The organism is Mycoplasma sp. CSL7503-lung (genome assembly GCF_025515455.1).
Lineage (GTDB): Bacteria > Bacillota_I > Bacilli_A > Mycoplasmatales > Metamycoplasmataceae > Mycoplasmopsis.
Window position 1 is genome coordinate 21,567 of the sequence record NZ_JAOPHP010000007.1, and the last position, 17,569, is coordinate 39,135.

The 17,569-nt window shown below is 26.2% G+C and carries 11 protein-coding genes; 4 read left to right on the forward strand and 7 right to left on the reverse strand.

The genetic code is table 4. From position 1 onward, the window contains the following. The 6 genes from N9R85_RS01520 to N9R85_RS01545 form a co-directional block, all read right to left on the reverse strand. Entirely contained in the window at window positions 1–1,041 is a 1,041-nt protein-coding gene (locus tag N9R85_RS01520) for a carbohydrate ABC transporter permease (RefSeq protein WP_262858282.1), read from the reverse strand. Beyond that, window positions 989–2,032 (reverse strand): carbohydrate ABC transporter permease, encoded by a 1,044-nt coding sequence (locus tag N9R85_RS01525; RefSeq protein ID WP_205851709.1) that lies wholly within the window; start codon window positions 2,030–2,032, stop codon window positions 989–991. Before N9R85_RS01525 ends, N9R85_RS01520 begins: the two co-directional genes overlap by 53 nt. Continuing rightward, window positions 2,022–4,106 carry an ATP-binding cassette domain-containing protein gene (locus N9R85_RS01530; protein WP_262858283.1) on the reverse strand — a complete coding sequence of 695 codons (2,085 nt, stop codon included), beginning with the start codon at window positions 4,104–4,106 and terminating at the stop codon, window positions 2,022–2,024. The genes N9R85_RS01525 and N9R85_RS01530 overlap by 11 nt, the downstream gene beginning before the upstream one ends. A gap of 38 nt (window positions 4,107–4,144) precedes the next feature. Beyond that, window positions 4,145–5,488: a thermonuclease family protein gene (locus tag N9R85_RS01535; protein ID WP_262858284.1), complete on the reverse strand. Its 1,344-nt coding sequence runs from the start codon at window positions 5,486–5,488 to the stop codon at window positions 4,145–4,147. A 78-nt stretch (window positions 5,489–5,566) separates the two neighbouring features. Then, window positions 5,567–7,846: a P68 family surface lipoprotein gene (locus N9R85_RS01540; protein ID WP_262858285.1), complete on the reverse strand. Its 2,280-nt coding sequence runs from the start codon at window positions 7,844–7,846 to the stop codon at window positions 5,567–5,569. A 194-nt stretch (window positions 7,847–8,040) separates the two neighbouring features. Continuing rightward, entirely contained in the window at window positions 8,041–9,264 is a 1,224-nt protein-coding gene (locus tag N9R85_RS01545; protein WP_262858286.1) for an MFS transporter, read from the reverse strand. 207 nt (window positions 9,265–9,471) lie between these two features. Here N9R85_RS01545 and upp point away from each other — a divergent pair, with 207 nt between their 5' ends. Genes upp through N9R85_RS01565 form a run of 4 tightly spaced genes read left to right on the forward strand, consistent with a single transcriptional unit; the run spans window position 9,472 to window position 16,573 of the window. Next, the gene (gene upp, locus N9R85_RS01550; protein ID WP_262858287.1) at window positions 9,472–10,098 is read left to right on the forward strand and encodes a uracil phosphoribosyltransferase; all 627 of its coding nucleotides are present in this window, start codon (window positions 9,472–9,474) and stop codon (window positions 10,096–10,098) included. 9 nt (window positions 10,099–10,107) lie between these two features. Then, the gene (locus tag N9R85_RS01555; RefSeq protein WP_262858288.1) at window positions 10,108–12,435 is read left to right on the forward strand and encodes a leucine--tRNA ligase; all 2,328 of its coding nucleotides are present in this window, start codon (window positions 10,108–10,110) and stop codon (window positions 12,433–12,435) included. A 12-nt stretch (window positions 12,436–12,447) separates the two neighbouring features. Beyond that, window positions 12,448–15,087: an endopeptidase La gene (gene lon, locus N9R85_RS01560; RefSeq protein WP_262858289.1), complete on the forward strand. Its 2,640-nt coding sequence runs from the start codon at window positions 12,448–12,450 to the stop codon at window positions 15,085–15,087. Continuing rightward, window positions 15,080–16,573 carry an amino acid permease gene (locus N9R85_RS01565; protein ID WP_262858290.1) on the forward strand — a complete coding sequence of 498 codons (1,494 nt, stop codon included), beginning with the start codon at window positions 15,080–15,082 and terminating at the stop codon, window positions 16,571–16,573. Before lon ends, N9R85_RS01565 begins: the two co-directional genes overlap by 8 nt. Here the strand turns inward: N9R85_RS01565 and N9R85_RS01570 are convergent. Continuing rightward, window positions 16,568–17,389: a hypothetical protein gene (locus N9R85_RS01570; RefSeq protein WP_262858291.1), complete on the reverse strand. Its 822-nt coding sequence runs from the start codon at window positions 17,387–17,389 to the stop codon at window positions 16,568–16,570. The two genes, N9R85_RS01565 and N9R85_RS01570, sit on opposite strands and share 6 nt — an antisense overlap. Window positions 17,390–17,569: the final 180 nt, after the last annotated feature.

Here is a 17,569-nt window from a genome sequence, read left to right on the forward strand (position 1 = left end):
CTATCCTTTAATTGTTGAACCTTGTCTACTAATTGCACTCATAATTCTTTTTCTAAAGATTAAGTAAATGATAAACATTGGTAAAATAACGATAACCGAAGCAGCTAATCTAATGTTTTGTTGTACATTTTGAGTTGAATCAGGATCGTTAGGATCAATACCTGCTTTAAATAATCATACAGAAATAACTTGTGCTTCTTTAAAGTCTGAAGCAATAATTGATGGTCATAAATATGAATTTCAAGACGCTAAGGCTGTTAGAATAACTATTGTTAATGTTGTCGGAACAACCATTGGGAAAGCAACTTTAAATAAGTATTTAAACCCTGAAGCACCATCTACTAGTGAAACCTCTTTAATTCTTCCGGGAATTGCTTCAAAAGCATTTTTATACATAACAGTATTGAAAACACTAGCAACAAAAGGAAGTGAAATACCTAATAACATTGTAATTAAATTACTTTTTAGATTTGTTTTAACTACAACTGTATATTGACCAGAAAGTAGTGCAACCTCTGGTAAAACTAAAAGTGCTAAAGCAAAGAATCAAATTATATTCTTGCCTTTTCAATTTCGCAATGAAAATGCATAACCCATTAAAAATGTAATAATGACTTTAAGCACAACTGAAATAAGCACATTTAAAAATGTAAATCCTGCAGATGATCAAAATCCTGAAGTAAACGCACGTTTATATGTGTTAGCAACCACTGTTGCTCAAGGCGCTATTGAGAAACCTCCAGCAGTATCTGCGTTAGTATTAACAAAGTAAGTTCTTCCCTCTGTAAATGATGGCAAAAATCTAAACTCTGTTTGTAATTTTAATGCTTCATCATCTGTCATAAATGATATAGAAATCATTAAAATAAACGGAAATAGTATTAATACTCCAAAAAATGAAAGTAATAATAATTTTGATAGCCCACTTAATATAACTGTTGATAAATTTTTATCAACTACTTCTGAGGTAACTTTTTCTTGATTACGCTTAATTTTGCTTTTTATTAATCTCTTTTGAAGCTTTAACTTTCATTCAAACATTTCTTTCTCCTAAGTTATTTAGTGATAATTGAACCATAAAGAATCCACCACGAATTATTGATGAGAATGTTACCCCAATGATGAATAATGAAATGGCTGCAGCTCCAGCTAAGTGGAAGTTACCTTGTTTAGTTACTAAGTATACATATAACATAAGTGTACCACCACCATATGTAAATGCATCTTCTGGTCTATTTTGGAATAAAGCAAGTGGGAACACTTTAAGTCCACCAATAATACCAAGTGTAATAATAAAGTTAATTGTACCTTTGATTGAAGGTAATGTTATTTTAAAGAACTGTTTAAAACCAGCACAACCATCGATTGAAGCAGATTTGTATAAGTTCTTATCAACACCTAACATTGATGTTGTAAATATTAAAATATTAAATGCTAAACCGCTTCAAATACCATTAATAAACATGGCGAATAAAGCGTTAAAAGTATATGGATCATTTGTTGATAATCATGGTGTATTACCACCTACCATATTGTTTAAAATACCATTTGTTCCAAAGAATTGAATAAATGCTGCAGAAACTGCAACAGCATTGGTTACATATGGCATAAAGAATATTGTTTGTCATAACCCTTTAGCATACTTACGATGTAATCTTGAAATTACCGAAGAAATTGTTAAAGATATAGACATAACAAAAGGTAAAACAATTAAACCATAAATGAACGAGTTTCTAACACCGACAGCAAATCTAATGTCTTGGAATATTTTAGAATAATATGAAAGTGTAAATTGACCATCAGGTGTATAGAATGATTCTTTTATATTAAGAATCATAGGATAAACCGTAAACATACCGATTAAGAATAGACCAGGCGCTAAAAGCAATAGTGGTATTCAAAAAGGAGTTGGTTCATCTAAAATTGAGTGTGATAAAGAAAGTTTTTTCTTAGATTGTTTTTTAAGTGATCAGTTTAGAATGAATGGAATTTTAGTTGCTATAAATTGATGCAAACTATTATTAAAATTCATATTCAACTCTTTCTTCTGTTGATGCGTTAAAGATATGTAGTTTATTTAATGGTAAATTGAAATAAATTTTGTCATCAACTTTGAAGTTGTATGTATTATCAAGTAAGAAATTAATTTTTCCTACGTTTTCAATTTCAACAACTAATTTACTTTCTTTACCGAAGTTTTCTTGGATTGCAACTCTACCTTCGAACATATGCTCTTGATCTTTTTCTGTTAAAACAAAATCTTCAGATCTAACTCCAACATTTAATGATAAGTTTGAAGCGTTTGGTATTTTAACTGAATCGATTTTTTTGTTTGCAATGTATAAATTACCATCTTTATATTCGGAACTAAATAGTCCCATTTCAGGCATCCCTAAGAAACGAGCAACAAATTGATTTCTTGGTCTATTATATAGTTCAAGTGGTGAACCAATTTGTTGAACTTTTGCTGTAGACATACACACAATAATATCAGAAATTGACATCGCTTCTTCTTGGTCGTGTGTAACAAACACAGTTGTAATACCTAACGATTGTTGAATTTCTCTAATTCATTGTCTTGTTGAGATACGTAATTTTGCATCTAAGTTTGAAAGAGGTTCGTCCATCAATAATATTTCTGGTTTTTTAACAATAGCACGAGCAATTGAAACACGTTGTTGTTGTCCACCAGATAATCTAGTTGGTTTCTTTTGAAGAATAGGAACTATTTCAACACGTTTAGCGACTTCCATAACTTCATTATGAATTGCTTTACGTAATGATATGTTATCTTTTAAGTATTCTTTTAATTGTAATTTTTCTTCTTCATCAAGAATTGAAGGGATAGTCCCTTGTCTTTCTTCCTTAAGTTTTTGATTTAAATTATATTTAGTTTCAATTTCTTTAACTAAAGTATAAAAATCTTTTTTTGCTAATAAAGGTAAATTTCTACTATCTTTTAAAAGAGTTTTGTATGTTTCGTCAGTCTTTTTAACATTTTTGAATAATTCTTTCTCTTTTAAATATTGATCTTTTGTTTCTTCTTTAATAACTTTGTATTTTTCAACAATTTCTTTATGTTTTTGAATATATTTATATCTAGTTAATAATTTAAGTAGTTTTTCTTCAAGTTTAACAATTTTTATTCTGTCATTTAAATTGTAATTGTGAAGGTCAACAGAAACTAAATTAGCAATATTTTCTTGTAATTCATTTATACGAACATTATATTCATCTTCATTTTTAACTTCTTTATATTTTAAAATATTTTTATCGAAGTTTTCAAGAATTTCAACTTTACTAAATGTTTCTGGTAATAAATGATTGTTTTTATCAGAAACAAATTTTTCTTTTATATTTCTAATTTTGTTTTTAGAATCTTGTTTAACTTTTTCGTTTGTTTTTAATACATTTTTTGTAAGCAATGAAATATCTGAAGTTTCATGAACTATTGATAATTTGTAATTTGTATGTGCTTTTTCATAATTATCAACTATTTTTGCATAATATTCATTTAATTTGTGAGGTAATTCTTCAGATAATACTTGTCAAGTGTCAAAAGAAGTAACTAATGAGTTTATTTCTTCTTCTGAAGCTCCTAATTTTCTTAGATATAATGATCTAATATTATTTTTAGCTTTTTCCTTCTTTAAAAATGTTTTGAATTGTCAATCAAAATCGTTTTTAAGAGGGAAGGCAATGTTTGCATAAACACTTAAATGTGGATATAAAGCATAGTTTTGGAAAACAAAACCGATTTTTCTTTTTTGTGGAGTAAAATCAGTAACATCTTTTCCTTTGAAAAGAATTTTTCCTGAAGTTACTGTTAATAAACCTGCTATAGCATTAAGTGTTGTTGTTTTACCAGATCCTGATGGACCAAGTAATGTAACTAATTTTCCTTCCGGAATTTTAAAACTAACATTGTCAACTGCTAAAGTTTCTCCAAAGTCAATATTTAAGTTTTTAAGTTCAATAGCCGAAATATCATCATCTTTTTCGTTTTTAAACTTATCATAATATGACCTAATTTGATCTTTTGATTCATTATTGTTTGTCAACATTAATTCTAACAATAAATTTTTAATTTTTTTAAGTGAAATCATTAATAATCCTTTCTAATCTAATTTTACTATATTTAATATTATTTATCAATGTAATCACCTATATTTTTGGAATTTTTATCACTTTTTTCACCATAAAATGGGTGTCATTTGTTATTAATTTTAATATTATAGATGTATTTTGTTACATCAAGTGGTTTATCAAAGTATTTGAAGAAACCATTATTATTTTTTATAGCTTCATTAAATGATTTATACATCTCTGGGTAAATTGATTTAATATATGAATTTTCTAATGTTTCAGATCTCATTGCAGTTTCTCAAGCATCATTTGCATATGGTAAAGTAAATCCTGCTCTAACAACCTCGTTGTTATACGAAAATTGATGTTTATCTCCAAAGAAAATATCAGCGGTAACACGCCCATAAGCATCAAAGTCTGTAACAAAACCAACATAAACATCATTTTTATACTCATCAGAATCTTTGAATAAACTTTCAGCAAAATGAGTTGGCATTAAAGCAAATGCATATTCAAACGGGGAAGAAGTAACTACATTATTACCACTACCAACTGCTTTTTCAGGTGTGTCGATTCCGGCTAATCTGATTGTATATTGTTTATCTTTTACTACAGAAACATTAGATACATTTTCTTTATTTTCTAATGCTATAACATCAAATGTATCTCCGTCTTTTACACGAACTATTTTAGCTCTGAAATAATCAACTTTTTTTGCACTTTCTGTAGTTCAATCGAAAGCAGGTTTGAATTTAGTTTTATCATAAGCTGTTGGTAATTGGCTTAAAATTGGGTTAATGGTTGTTTTTGGAACATCTACTCTAAATTCGATATCTTTTAAATTGAAGAAAGTTTTATCGTCTAAATATGCTTTATAAGTTACGGTTATATAATTTTTAACTTCATCTAAGTTTAAGGCAGCTTCTTGAGATTCAGAGTCTTGACCTTTTTGACTTAAAATTCCCAAGTCGAGATTAGATTTTGTTTCTAAAAACTTTCAAGTGATGGTTTTTAATTGTCCATCTATATTTATTTGGCTTTCAAATGATTCTGGATATCCAGAAATTTGTTTAGGATCTCTCAACAATTTTGAGCCATTTTGTTCAGGAATAATTATTGAATTTAAATTATTTTTTTGTTTAATATCATCAACATATTTATTTATATATTCGTTAAATCTATTTCTTGTTTTTATTACAGATTCATTTGGTATTGATGATTTATATTCTATATAATAAACATTTCCTCTTAATTTTGTACTTAAGTCTAAACCATCCATTTTTTCATTAGATTGTTCTTTAGAATCATTAGAACTTGAAGAACATGAAATTGTAGCAACTAATGATGAAGAACTTAAAATTATAGGAAAAGCATATAATAATTTTTTAATATTTTTTTTCATTTTGACATCCTATTGTTAAATTTATAAAATAAATGAGTTTGCAATGCAAACCCTATTTATTTTTTTGTTTTATATTAATTATTGAGCGTTTAAACCTTGAGTCATTGTTTCAACAAATTTATTGAAATCTGTTTTAGTTGCAGCGTTGTCTGAATATTCTTTTTGTCTTGCATCTCATGCAGCTTTAATTTGTTTTCTAAATGAAGCTGAATATTCACCTGCCGGTTCTTCAAAAGCAACATAATTATCATCTTCTGATACTTTTCCAAACTCTTCTAGTGCAACTTGTAAATATTTATTGTTTCCATAAATTTTCTTTTTATCTTCTTCTGTAAATGTATTGAAGTTAGCTACTGGTGTAATGTAACTCATTGATTTTTGTAATGAAAGTAATTGTTCTTTATTATTCATTAATCATTTAACAAAAGCTTTAGTTGCGTTATCTTCAACTTCATTTGCATGTACTCCGATTAATGATGGACCTTGTAAGTATAATACTTTTTTAGCATCTGTTGATTCTCATTTTGTAGGTGTTACTCTTGATATTAATTCATTTTCATTTAAGTAATCTTGATCTGATCTTGATTCAAATGATAAACCTAATTTAGCTAAAAAGTCATTTTTATTAGTATTAGGAACTAAAACTAACGCAACTTCTTTGTTACCGTTCATTAATTCAACATATTTACTTGAAAGTTCTGTTTCATTAGCTTTAAATGTTTCGTTAACTTTCAATAAATCAAAATCTTTTTTATCAATAACTAAAAGTGTTGAAGATTCTGTGTTTAAAAAAGCTTCTAATTTAGTATCCGAACTTGCATCTTTTGATTTATAATCATATTTACCAACTTCTTTAGTACTTGTAGATTTTAATAATTGATTTTTGTATGAACTTATATAACCTATAACATCTTCTGGTTTTTCACCTTTTTTAGGTGTTAATCCATATTCTAAAAATGTTTTATTATCATCATTTAAAACAACTTTTCCATCTGTTGTTTTATAAATACTTACCGCTTTACCCGCTTTTTTAAAGTTATATGAATAACCCGCTGTAGAACCTATAGAAAATGCAATTTTATGTTCTGTTTGTGTAGTTGATGAATATTGCCCTCCAGGGAACGCATAAACTGCACCTTTTTCAAAAGCGTCGGAAAAGACATTAAAAATAGCATTAGAATTTTTGTAAGTGCTTTGGTTAGAGTTTTTTATATTTGTGAAATTGATTGTTGTTCTACCATCACTTTCTCTAACGACTTTTTGCAACATTAATCTTGGATCAGCATTTAGTGATGAATATAAAGCTTGTTCATAAACTCCGGCAATATCATCTATACCAAACACATGAACTGATGAGCTAGTATTTTTAGCAGATTCTGTGAATAAAGATTGTGCAATAATACTAAATTTAACTAAATCAGAATAATTATCAAACATTCCAAAGTCTAATTTTACATTAGATAAAATTGTTTGAGCAGTTGAAACTGGTTGACCTCAAATCTTTTCAACAGATGCTCTATCCCCTTTTCCTGCATCGATCATTTTTTGAAATTCTGCTTTTGATTCGCTATTTGCGTATGTAGCTCCATTTTCAACCATTGTTTCAAGAATATAACTCATTACAGAAGCATTAATTGAAAGAACTTGTGTACTTTTGAAAAATGGTAAAACATATGTTGATTTATTTACAACGTTTTCTAAATCGTCATTATTTGAAACAAATGATTTATCAAATTCAGTAATATCAGTATTTATAGAAGTTTCTTGGTCATTGAAACTTAATAACATATTTTTACTTGCTAATGTAGCAGCTACAGGAGCATAGTTAATTGTTAAATTATAAAAACCATTAGTGTCTTTTGCATTTAATTTACTTGAAACATCATCTTTTCCTGCATCATAACCACTACCTAAATTTTGTTGTTGAACAGGAAGAGCAAATTCACTAACTCCTAATTTTTTATACTCTTCTTGTTTTTGTTCTTCAGTAAGAGTATTGTTTTTTCTAACTGTCTCTTTTTGTTCAACTAAAGCATTATACACTTTAAGAGTTTCATTTAAACTTCTTGCTTGTGGACCTGTTTCACTAAAAGTTGTACCAATTTTAATTACACCATCATTAACTTGGTCAAAACGTGAATCTGTAGGTACTGATGTATTTGCACCGATTGATGCGTTTGTAACTCTTTCAAGTTGTTCTGCAGGAATTTCTACAGTTGAACTACTTGAACCACTATTTGTGTTACTTGGCTCGTTTACGCTTTCGGTCGATTGACCACAACTAATTGCGACACTTAATGCGGCAAATGATGAAACACCTGACAACGCAAAAGCGAATTTTTTAAATTTATTATTCATTAAATATTTCCCCTCTAAAAATTAAATATAAATATATATGAAATTAATTCTCTAACTTTAAATTAAATATAAAAAAACATATCGAAAATAGATAAATAATTTCGAATATATTATATTATTTTTTTGACTAACTTTTTGAAAAATATGAAATAAATGCATTTTTTACCACAAAAAACACCTAATCAAAAAAATGATTAAATGTCTTTTGAGTTAATTAATTCTTTTTTTCTATATGAATATAATAATAAAAGCATGGTTAATAATATTAATGTATATAAAATATATGAATGATAATATGAAACGTTTACTAAAACATAAGTTAATATGTATGTGAAAAATATCGAACTTATAACTGGTACGATTAAAACTAATTTCTTAATGTTTAAACAAATATTTTTATCACTAATATTTTTAGTTTCAAAACTAATGTTATTGTTTGCAAAATTTATAATAAACTGTTGAATCGCGTTTATGATAAAAAATCAAGTTATGCTCAAAATAGTATTTTTTATTTGACTGATAAATAATCAACTAATATTTAAAGCAAAAAACATAAATAATAATATTGTGTTATTTATGTTTATTTTCTTCTTTTTGACTATAAAAGCAACTAAAAGTCCTAGTATACCAACAAAGGCCATAGTTATTGCTAAATAGTAACTTCAAAAATGAAAATCATATTGATAATAATTAAAAAAAGAAATTACTCCCGATTGTCTGGTAAACAAAAATAAAGTACTTATCGATATGAAAGTTATTAAATATATATTATTATGAACTATTTTATCGGTTTCAACTTTTTTTACTTCTTTTTCGAATGGACTTTTATTTAGTTTTACTAACCTAAATAAAAGCATTGAAATTAAATAAAAAATTAAATTAATAGTCATAAAAATATCAAAAGTCACCTTATTAAAAACTTCAACCGAAAAGATCGGAGATATCAATAAAGACAAACCAACACCTAAGTTAAAAATATTATTTATAACGTTGAATTCTTTATTGCTAGAAGAAATGAAGTGAGTCATTTTTTTAATGTATAATGTTTTTAATGAGTATGTAAATGATTGCAAAACATTTAAAATCAATAAAATTGCAACAATAAGTTCAGTATTAGTACTAATTGGGAATAAATTTCACATAATAATTGGAACAACAAGAAAAACAGCACTAACAAAGTCTAAAAAAATCAATCCTTTTTTAAAATCCATTATTTTTAACAATTGTTTATTAAAAATTTGAACCACAACTAAAGGAAGTTGCATCAACATAAAAAGCGTAGTTACAAGCCAATATGAATTAGTAAAATTATATATTTGCATTGCACTACCCATCTTTAACGACTCTGAAGGAACTCAAGGAATCAAAACGCTAGAAATAAATTTAAACAAATTGAATTTAAAATTATTTTTATTCATATTTTTCCTTTCTTATTTTTATTAATTTAAATCATAATTATAGTAATTAAATTTATACCACATTTAAATCTTAAAACAATAAAATATTTTTATTAAAAAATTGAAGATCAATTATAAATTAAAAAATACAATCAAAAATAAATAAAAAAAAGTATAATATAATAAAATTTATATATTTATGAAAATTCAATAAAAAAAAGGATACAAATGTTAAAAATATTAGAGCACCCACTTATTAAAATTAAAATGACAAAACTAAGAGATAAAAACACAAATCACCGTGAATTTAGAAGTAATTTGAACGAAATTGCATCTTTAATGGTTTATGAAATAATGAGAGATTATGAAACCAAACCATACAAAGTTATAACTCCGCTTAATAAAGAATTCAAAGGAGTAACTTTTGATAAAGAAATTGCATTAGTCCCTATTTTGAGAGCTGGACTAGGAATGACAGAAGGATTATTAAATTTAATTCCAGATGCACGTGTAGGACATATAGGAATGTATCGTGATGAAGAAAACTTAACACCTCACGAATACTATTATAAAATGCCAAATGTATCAAAAGATAGTTTAATTATAGTTGTTGATCCAATGTTGGCAACAGGAAACTCTGCTGTAGATGCTATAAAAAGAATAAAACATGATGGATTTACTAATATTAAATTAGTTTGTTTGGTAGGTGCTCAAAATGGTGTTGATAATGTATTAGAAAATTTTGGAGAAGATTTTGATATTTACTTATCATCATTAGACTCAAAATTAAATTCAAATGGATATATAGAACCCGGACTAGGAGATGCCGGGGATCGTATTTTCGGAACTAAATAAGGAGTAAAAATGGATTTTTTTAAAAAAATTGAAAATAAATGACAAAATAAATGAGAAAAAGAAAAATACTTTGAGCCTTCAAACGATTTTACATTACCAAAAAAATATATTGTAAGTATGTTTCCTTATCCAAGTGGAAAAATCCATATGGGACACACAAGAAATTATGCACTTAGTGATGCTATTGCAAGATATTTTAAAAGACGTAATTACAACGTTTTTAACCCATTTGGATGAGACGCTTTTGGATTACCTGCCGAAAATGCTGCTATAAAAAATAATATTCACCCTAAGAAATGAACATACGAAAATATTGATTCTATGGATTCGGAATTCAAAAAACTAGGTCTTTCTTTTGCATGAAATCAAAAAGTAATTACTAGTGATCCGGATTATACAAAATGAGAACAATATATATTTATCAAATTTTGAAAAAACAATTTAATTTACAAACAAAAAAGCGAGCTAAATTGATGTGAAAACGATAACACCGTATTAGCAAACGAACAAGTTATCGATGGAAAATGTTGACGTTGTGATAATCCTGTTACAAAAAAAGAAATGGATACATATTATTTAAAAATAACTAATTATGCTCAAGAACTTTTAAACGATTTAGAAAAATTGGAAGGAAATTGGCCAAATAAAGTAATTTCAATGCAACGTAATTGAATTGGTAAAAATGAGTTTTTTAAATTTGAGACAAAAATAATAAGTGAAGACTACGAATCAACCATAAGTATCTTAGAAAAAGATTTAGAAATTATTAAAAATGCTAACTTTGTTGCTATAAGTAATAAACATAACTTAATAAAAGATTTAATCAAAAAGAATTATTATAGTCAAAAAGAATTAGATTTAATTAATCAAATTGACCAAAATTTTGCAACCAAAAATTTTAAAAATAAAATCTCAATTCGAACTCCATTAAAGATTATAAACCCTGTTAATAACCAATTATTAAATGTATATATAACAGATTTTGCGAGTTATGATTCAAATATTGATATCAAATTCGTTTCAAATTTAAATGATAATCACAAAAATTTTATAGAAGTTAATAATTTAGACGTTGTTAATCCAAAAGATAGTTCAAGATATGATTTTACAAAAATTAAAAAAGAAATTAAATACAATTTAAGAGATTGGGGTATTTCAAGACAAAGATATTGAGGTACACCAATTCCACTTATTCATTGCGAAAAATGCGGAACAATTCCAGTTAAAAAAGAAGAATTGCCTGTTTTATTACCTGAAAAAGTTGAATTTACAGGTAATGGAAATCCTCTTTTAACAAATCAAGAATGATTAAAAACTACATGTCACATTTGTGGTTCGAACGCAACAAGAGAAAGTGACACTTTAGATACATTCTTTGAGTCTAGTTGATATTTTTTAAGATATACAACCCCAAAAAACTTAAGATTAGACAATATTTTTATTAAAGAAAATATAGAATATTGAAACCAAGTTGATGAATATATCGGCGGTATTGAACACGCTATATTACACCTTTTATATGCTAGATTCTTCACAAAAGCACTCGCTGATTTAAAATTCATAAACTTTAGAGAACCATTTAAAAAATTACTAACTCAAGGTATGGTTTTAAAAGACGGATCTAAAATGTCAAAATCTAAAGGTAATGTAATAGAACCGAAAGATATTATTGAAAAATATGGTGCTGATGCAAGTAGATTATTTATATTTTTTGCTGCTCCACCAACAAAAGAATTAGAATGAAGTGATGCAGGTATTAATGGATGTTTTAAATTTTTAAATAGATTAATCGAACGTTCAAAAGAAATAAAACCTAATAAAGATTTTAATTTCAAAAATATTGAAACACCAAAATTAAGTGATATTGATAAAAATGCTAGATTCAAACTTTATACAGGTTTAAACAAATCGATAGAAACTTTTGAAAAAAGAGATAAAGACTACGGCTTTAATACACTCATTTCTTGAGCTATGGAAACTTTAAACGCCTATGATAATGTAACAAATATAGAATTAATAACCGAGATGTTTTATGTAATTCTAAATATATTAGAACCTTTTGTTCCTCACTTATCATGAGAATTATCTGATAAATTTTTCAACCTAAAAAACTTAAAAGACTTTAATATTGATCAAAGTGCTCTAACTGTAAGTGAAATCAATTACGGAATAACAGTCAATGGTAAAGCAAGAACTGAAATTAAAGTACAAAAAGATATGGAAAAAGAACAAATAATAGAATTAGCAAAAAAAGAAGCATCAAAATGACTAGAAAACAAAACAATTGTTAAAACAATTTTTGTTCCTAATAAAATTGTTAACTTTGTTATTAAATAAATAAGGAGAGTTATGAAAAAGAAAAATTATTTCACAACAATAGTATTAAATGAACAATTATATACTTACCCAAGTGCCATTCACGAATTGGTAGTAAGTAACGACTCAATGTCTGATGAATCATTAGTATTCGAGCATTACAAACAAAACAAACCTGTTGCTCTTGCGTTCAAAGATTTTGAAAATGATTTATTACATCGTGGTATTTATGCAGAAATATTAGATATTTCAAAGCTTGAAGATTCTGATGATTATAAATTTGTTTTTAAAGCACTTGCATTTATTGAATTTGATGATTATGGTTTTGCACAAATCGAAAATGACTTAAAAATAAAAGAAGATAGTTTTGTTAATTTTGAATTTTTCAAGAAAAATATTGATGATTTGCAATCTAAAAACTACGTGCCTGTTTCTTCAGGAGAAATAATTTACTTGTTAAGTAGTAATGATGCAATATCAACAAATATTGACGTAACTATTCCTAACGATGAAATTACTGAAGAATTACAAAAATTTGAGTCAATAGTAGAAGATAGCAAAATAACAAAAATTTGATTTGCGACAAGAAGAGCAACAAACAAAAAATGAACATATAAAGAATTTTTAAAATTAATGTCTGATTTTGGTATTAGCAAAAACTTAACAACATATGATGAAAAATTAACATTTTTAAATTCTCTTCTTTCTGTAGTTAATGAAGAAGTTAGAGAAAAATTAGATCTATTTTTAGAATATAATAGATTAAATGTTCAAGCAATAATACTAAGAATTACAGAAATCATTACAGAAAACTTTATGACCGAAAAAATGATTGCTGACAAAATGAATAGTAGACTTACAAATCAACAAAAAGAATTTATTTTAAGAGAAAAATTAAAATCAATTCAGGACGAACTTGAAGAAATGAAAGTTCCTGTAGATGAAGATGAATATTTAAAATTATTAAAAGACAAAAATAAAAATCTTAGATATCCTTCATCTGTTCGTGAATTAATAAAAGAAGAAACAAAAAGGATTTCTGAAATGATGCCTACTTCTCCAGAAGCTAATATTTCAAAAACATACGTAAGTTTATTAAAAAAATTACCTTGAAGATTAACAGAAAAAGAAAATCTAGATATTAATCATGTTAAAAAAACATTAGATAAATATCACTATGGTATAGATAAGGTAAAAGAGAGAATATTAGAATATATTGCGGTAATAATTAAAATCAAGCAAAACCAAATAGACGCAGATAAAAAACTTAAATACGACAACAATAACGAAATAGATTTAAATCTTTTCAAAGAAGATGAAAAAGAAAGTCAAAAAACATTTAATAATGTTCCTATTATTTGTTTAGTTGGTCCACCAGGTACAGGTAAAACTTCACTTTCTAAGGCTATTGCCGAATCATTACAAAGAAAATTTGTAAAAATTTCATTAGGTGGGGTTAGCGACGAATCAGAAATAAGAGGTCATCGTAGAACATATGTCGGTGCAATGCCCGGAAAAATTATTAAAGGTATTAAACAAGCAGGAGTTTCAAATCCTGTTGTATTGTTAGATGAAATTGACAAAATGGCATCTACAAATAAAGGAGACCCTGCATCAGCAATGTTAGAGGTTTTAGATCCTGAACAAAATAGTAAATTTCAAGATCACTACCTTGAACATGAATATGACTTATCTAAAGTTGTCTTTATTGCTACAGCAAATTATTATGATGCAATTCCACATGCATTAAGAGATAGAATTGAAGTTATTGAACTTTCAGCATATACTCTTTCTGAAAAAATGAATATCGCAAAGAAACATTTACTACCAAAAGTTGTAGAACAAGTGGGTGAAAAAAATGGATTTTTAAATATTAGCGATAAAACTCTTGAATATATAATTTCAAACTACACAATAGAGGCAGGTGTTCGTGGTTTAAAACGTGTTTTAGACAAAATTGCACGTAAATTCACCTTAAAAAGTTTAGATAAAACCGAAACTAAGACTAAAAAGTATAAAGTTGAAATTTCGTCACTAAAAGAATTGTTAGGTCCTGAATATTATAAAGATACCGAAGAAGATAATTACCAAGTGCCAGGGGTAGTTAATGGATTAGCTTACACAACAGTGGGAGGTACATCACTTCAAATTGAAGTAAATACTTATCCAGGAAAAGGTGAAATAAAATTAACAGGTTCGTTAAAAGATGTAATGCAAGAATCTGCAAAAATTGCTTTATCTTTTGTTAAAGCTAATGCGGAAAAATTCGGAATTAAGGATTTTGACTTCGATAAAAATACAATTCATATTCACGTTCCAGAAGGTGCAACTCCAAAAGATGGACCAAGTGCTGGTGTAACTTTCACAACTGCGTTAATTTCCGCACTTAGCGGTAAAGTTGTTCCTCATTATTATGGAATGACTGGAGAAATTACACTTAGAGGTAGAGTCTTAAACATAGGTGGATTAAAAGAAAAATCATTTGCTGCAACACAAAAGAAATTAAAATACGTATTTATTCCTTTTGGAAACGAATCAAATTTATTAGAAATACCTGAAGAAATAAAGAAAAAAATAACATATATCCCTGTTAAATATTACAAAGAAATATATGATGTAATTTTTAATAATAAAAAACCTAAAAAAGTAATAACAACTGGAAATAATGAGTAAAAAGCATTTCGGAGAAAAATCTTTTACTTTATTTACAATTAATTTCATAATAGGATTGGGTTTTTTAACCACAATAGCAAATGTTTGAAATGTAGGATTTTACGGATATTTAATAATATTAATATCTGTTTTAACTATTTTTGGAACATCCTTAGTTTTTTCTCGTTTAGCTAATTCTTTTAAGGAACACTACGGTGGTTCCTACGCTTTTACTAGACAACTTGAGGATGATATTTATAAAAAAGAAAATAATATAGAAACAATAAAACCAAAAAAACAAAAATTGTTAAACCATTTTAACTTTTTCATTGGATGAAATCAATTTATTCAATCACCAATCTTATCTTCAATATCACCACTTTTTCTTTCTACAATAATTGAGTTAGTAATTTCAAAAGAAAATCCTAATTATTCAACTATAGTATGAATTATCAGGATTATTTCATTCATATTTTTTGCATTATTGATTGCTATATCTACATTTGGATTGAAATTAAATACTAAAATAGTATTTTTTACAGGTATAATAAAATGAATTTTTCTAGGAATTGGATTAATAATATTGATATACTTAGCCTTCGTAGACAACGCCTTAACAAGTTCATCATTAGAGGGATATAAAGAGAATATAAATAATACAATCAATATAAAAATTACTCCAAAGCTAATTTTTACTAATGTAATACTTTTTATATTTTCGTTTGCAGGAATTGAAGATATGGCTTCAATGACAAAAGATGTTAAATTTAAAAACTTTAGAAAAGTATTGTTCTGATCAATTTCTATAGTATTAATTATTTACTTATTATTCTATACTTTCATCATGGGAATAAAAGACTTATCATCATATAGCAACTTTTCTTCTTTTTATACAAGTTACACTAGAGGGTTAGGTATTTTCGGAGTAGTCTTATTCATAGTAGGTTTTATTTCAAATGATATAGGCTATAAAATTTCGCAAACCGTTTCAACCGCAAGAAAATTAATACCTTTATCTCAAGACAATCATATTAGTCCTTTTTTTGCTAAGCAAAATAAAAAAGGAGAATATCATAATGCGATAATTTTTACTGGAATCTTTACCTTTATATCAATGGTTATTTTATGATTGTTGCCAATATTATTAACTAATGATAATTCTGAAAACCCTTATTTTAATGCAGTTATAATCGTTAATAGTATAGCTTTATTAATTGAAGATATGTTAACATATATAGTTGCATTTATGTTGGATAGAAAAAAAATAATACCAAAAATACCATTTTGAGAAAAAATTATTTATACAATAAATGTAATATGAATTTTCACAATTACAACTATTATAATTTTTCCGTTTATAATAAATGATTCATGAAAAAGCGAAAATACATTTGTTTTTGTAATTTACTTTTCATTTATATTGGCAGGATTTTTATTCAAGTGAACTTGAAGTGCATATAATAGAAAAATAACAAAAAATAATAATAAAAAATTCAAGTCTTTATAAACTTGAATTTTTCTTTTTATTTCTGTACTTCAATATAGGAATAATATTTAATAATAAAATAAATATTCCGATAGGAATCAATAATAAATAAAAGTAATTATTATTTTGTTTTTTTGTTTTATTTTTATTCTTAAAATCTAAGTTATTTGTAGATTTTTTTTCATTTTTAGCATTTTCTATATTAGAATTTATATTCTTGTCACTAGTTTCGGTTTTTTCATGCGATAAACTATTTTTACTTTTATTCATCGAACTTGAATTTTGATCAATTGGTTCATTATTTTTTATTTCATTGTTTGAATTTTCATCGATTGACTCTTTATTATTGATTTCATTTTTTGAACTTACAGATTCACCGCTTGAGTTTTCATCGATTGATTCATTATTTTTAATTTCATTATTAGAACTTGTAGAATCATTATTCGAGTTTTTATCAATTGATTCATCATCTTCTGACTGATCTTTTTCAATGATATTGCTATTTGTATCATCGTTTTCATTTATTTTACTATCAGAAATTTCTGGATCTATTTTTTCATCACCACTATTTTCTTCATTATCATTGTTATCAATAATATCATCACTAGTAATTGAATTATTATCTTTATTAACCTCTTCAGAACTATTGAATTCTTTTTCTTTATGGTTATCATCTTCAGAAACAATAGAATCCTCTTTTGAATTTTCTTGTTTAAATTTTATTGACTCATCTTCCAATTGACTCACAATATAATTTATATCTTTAATTTTTTCTTCTAGTTCTATATAATTATTACTTTTTTTATAAATTTGTTGCAAGTCCGAAACTTTGTTCAAAAGATTATTTTTAATTTCTTCGTAATTATTTAAAAACCTATCTTCTAATTTAATAAGTTAGGTGAAAAAAATTTGACACTCCAAAATAAAGGAGTGTTATTTTTATGTCCAAACATTTTACATTTGAACAAAAAGTTAAATATTGCAAAATTATTGATCAAACCGATTTTAAAACAGCAT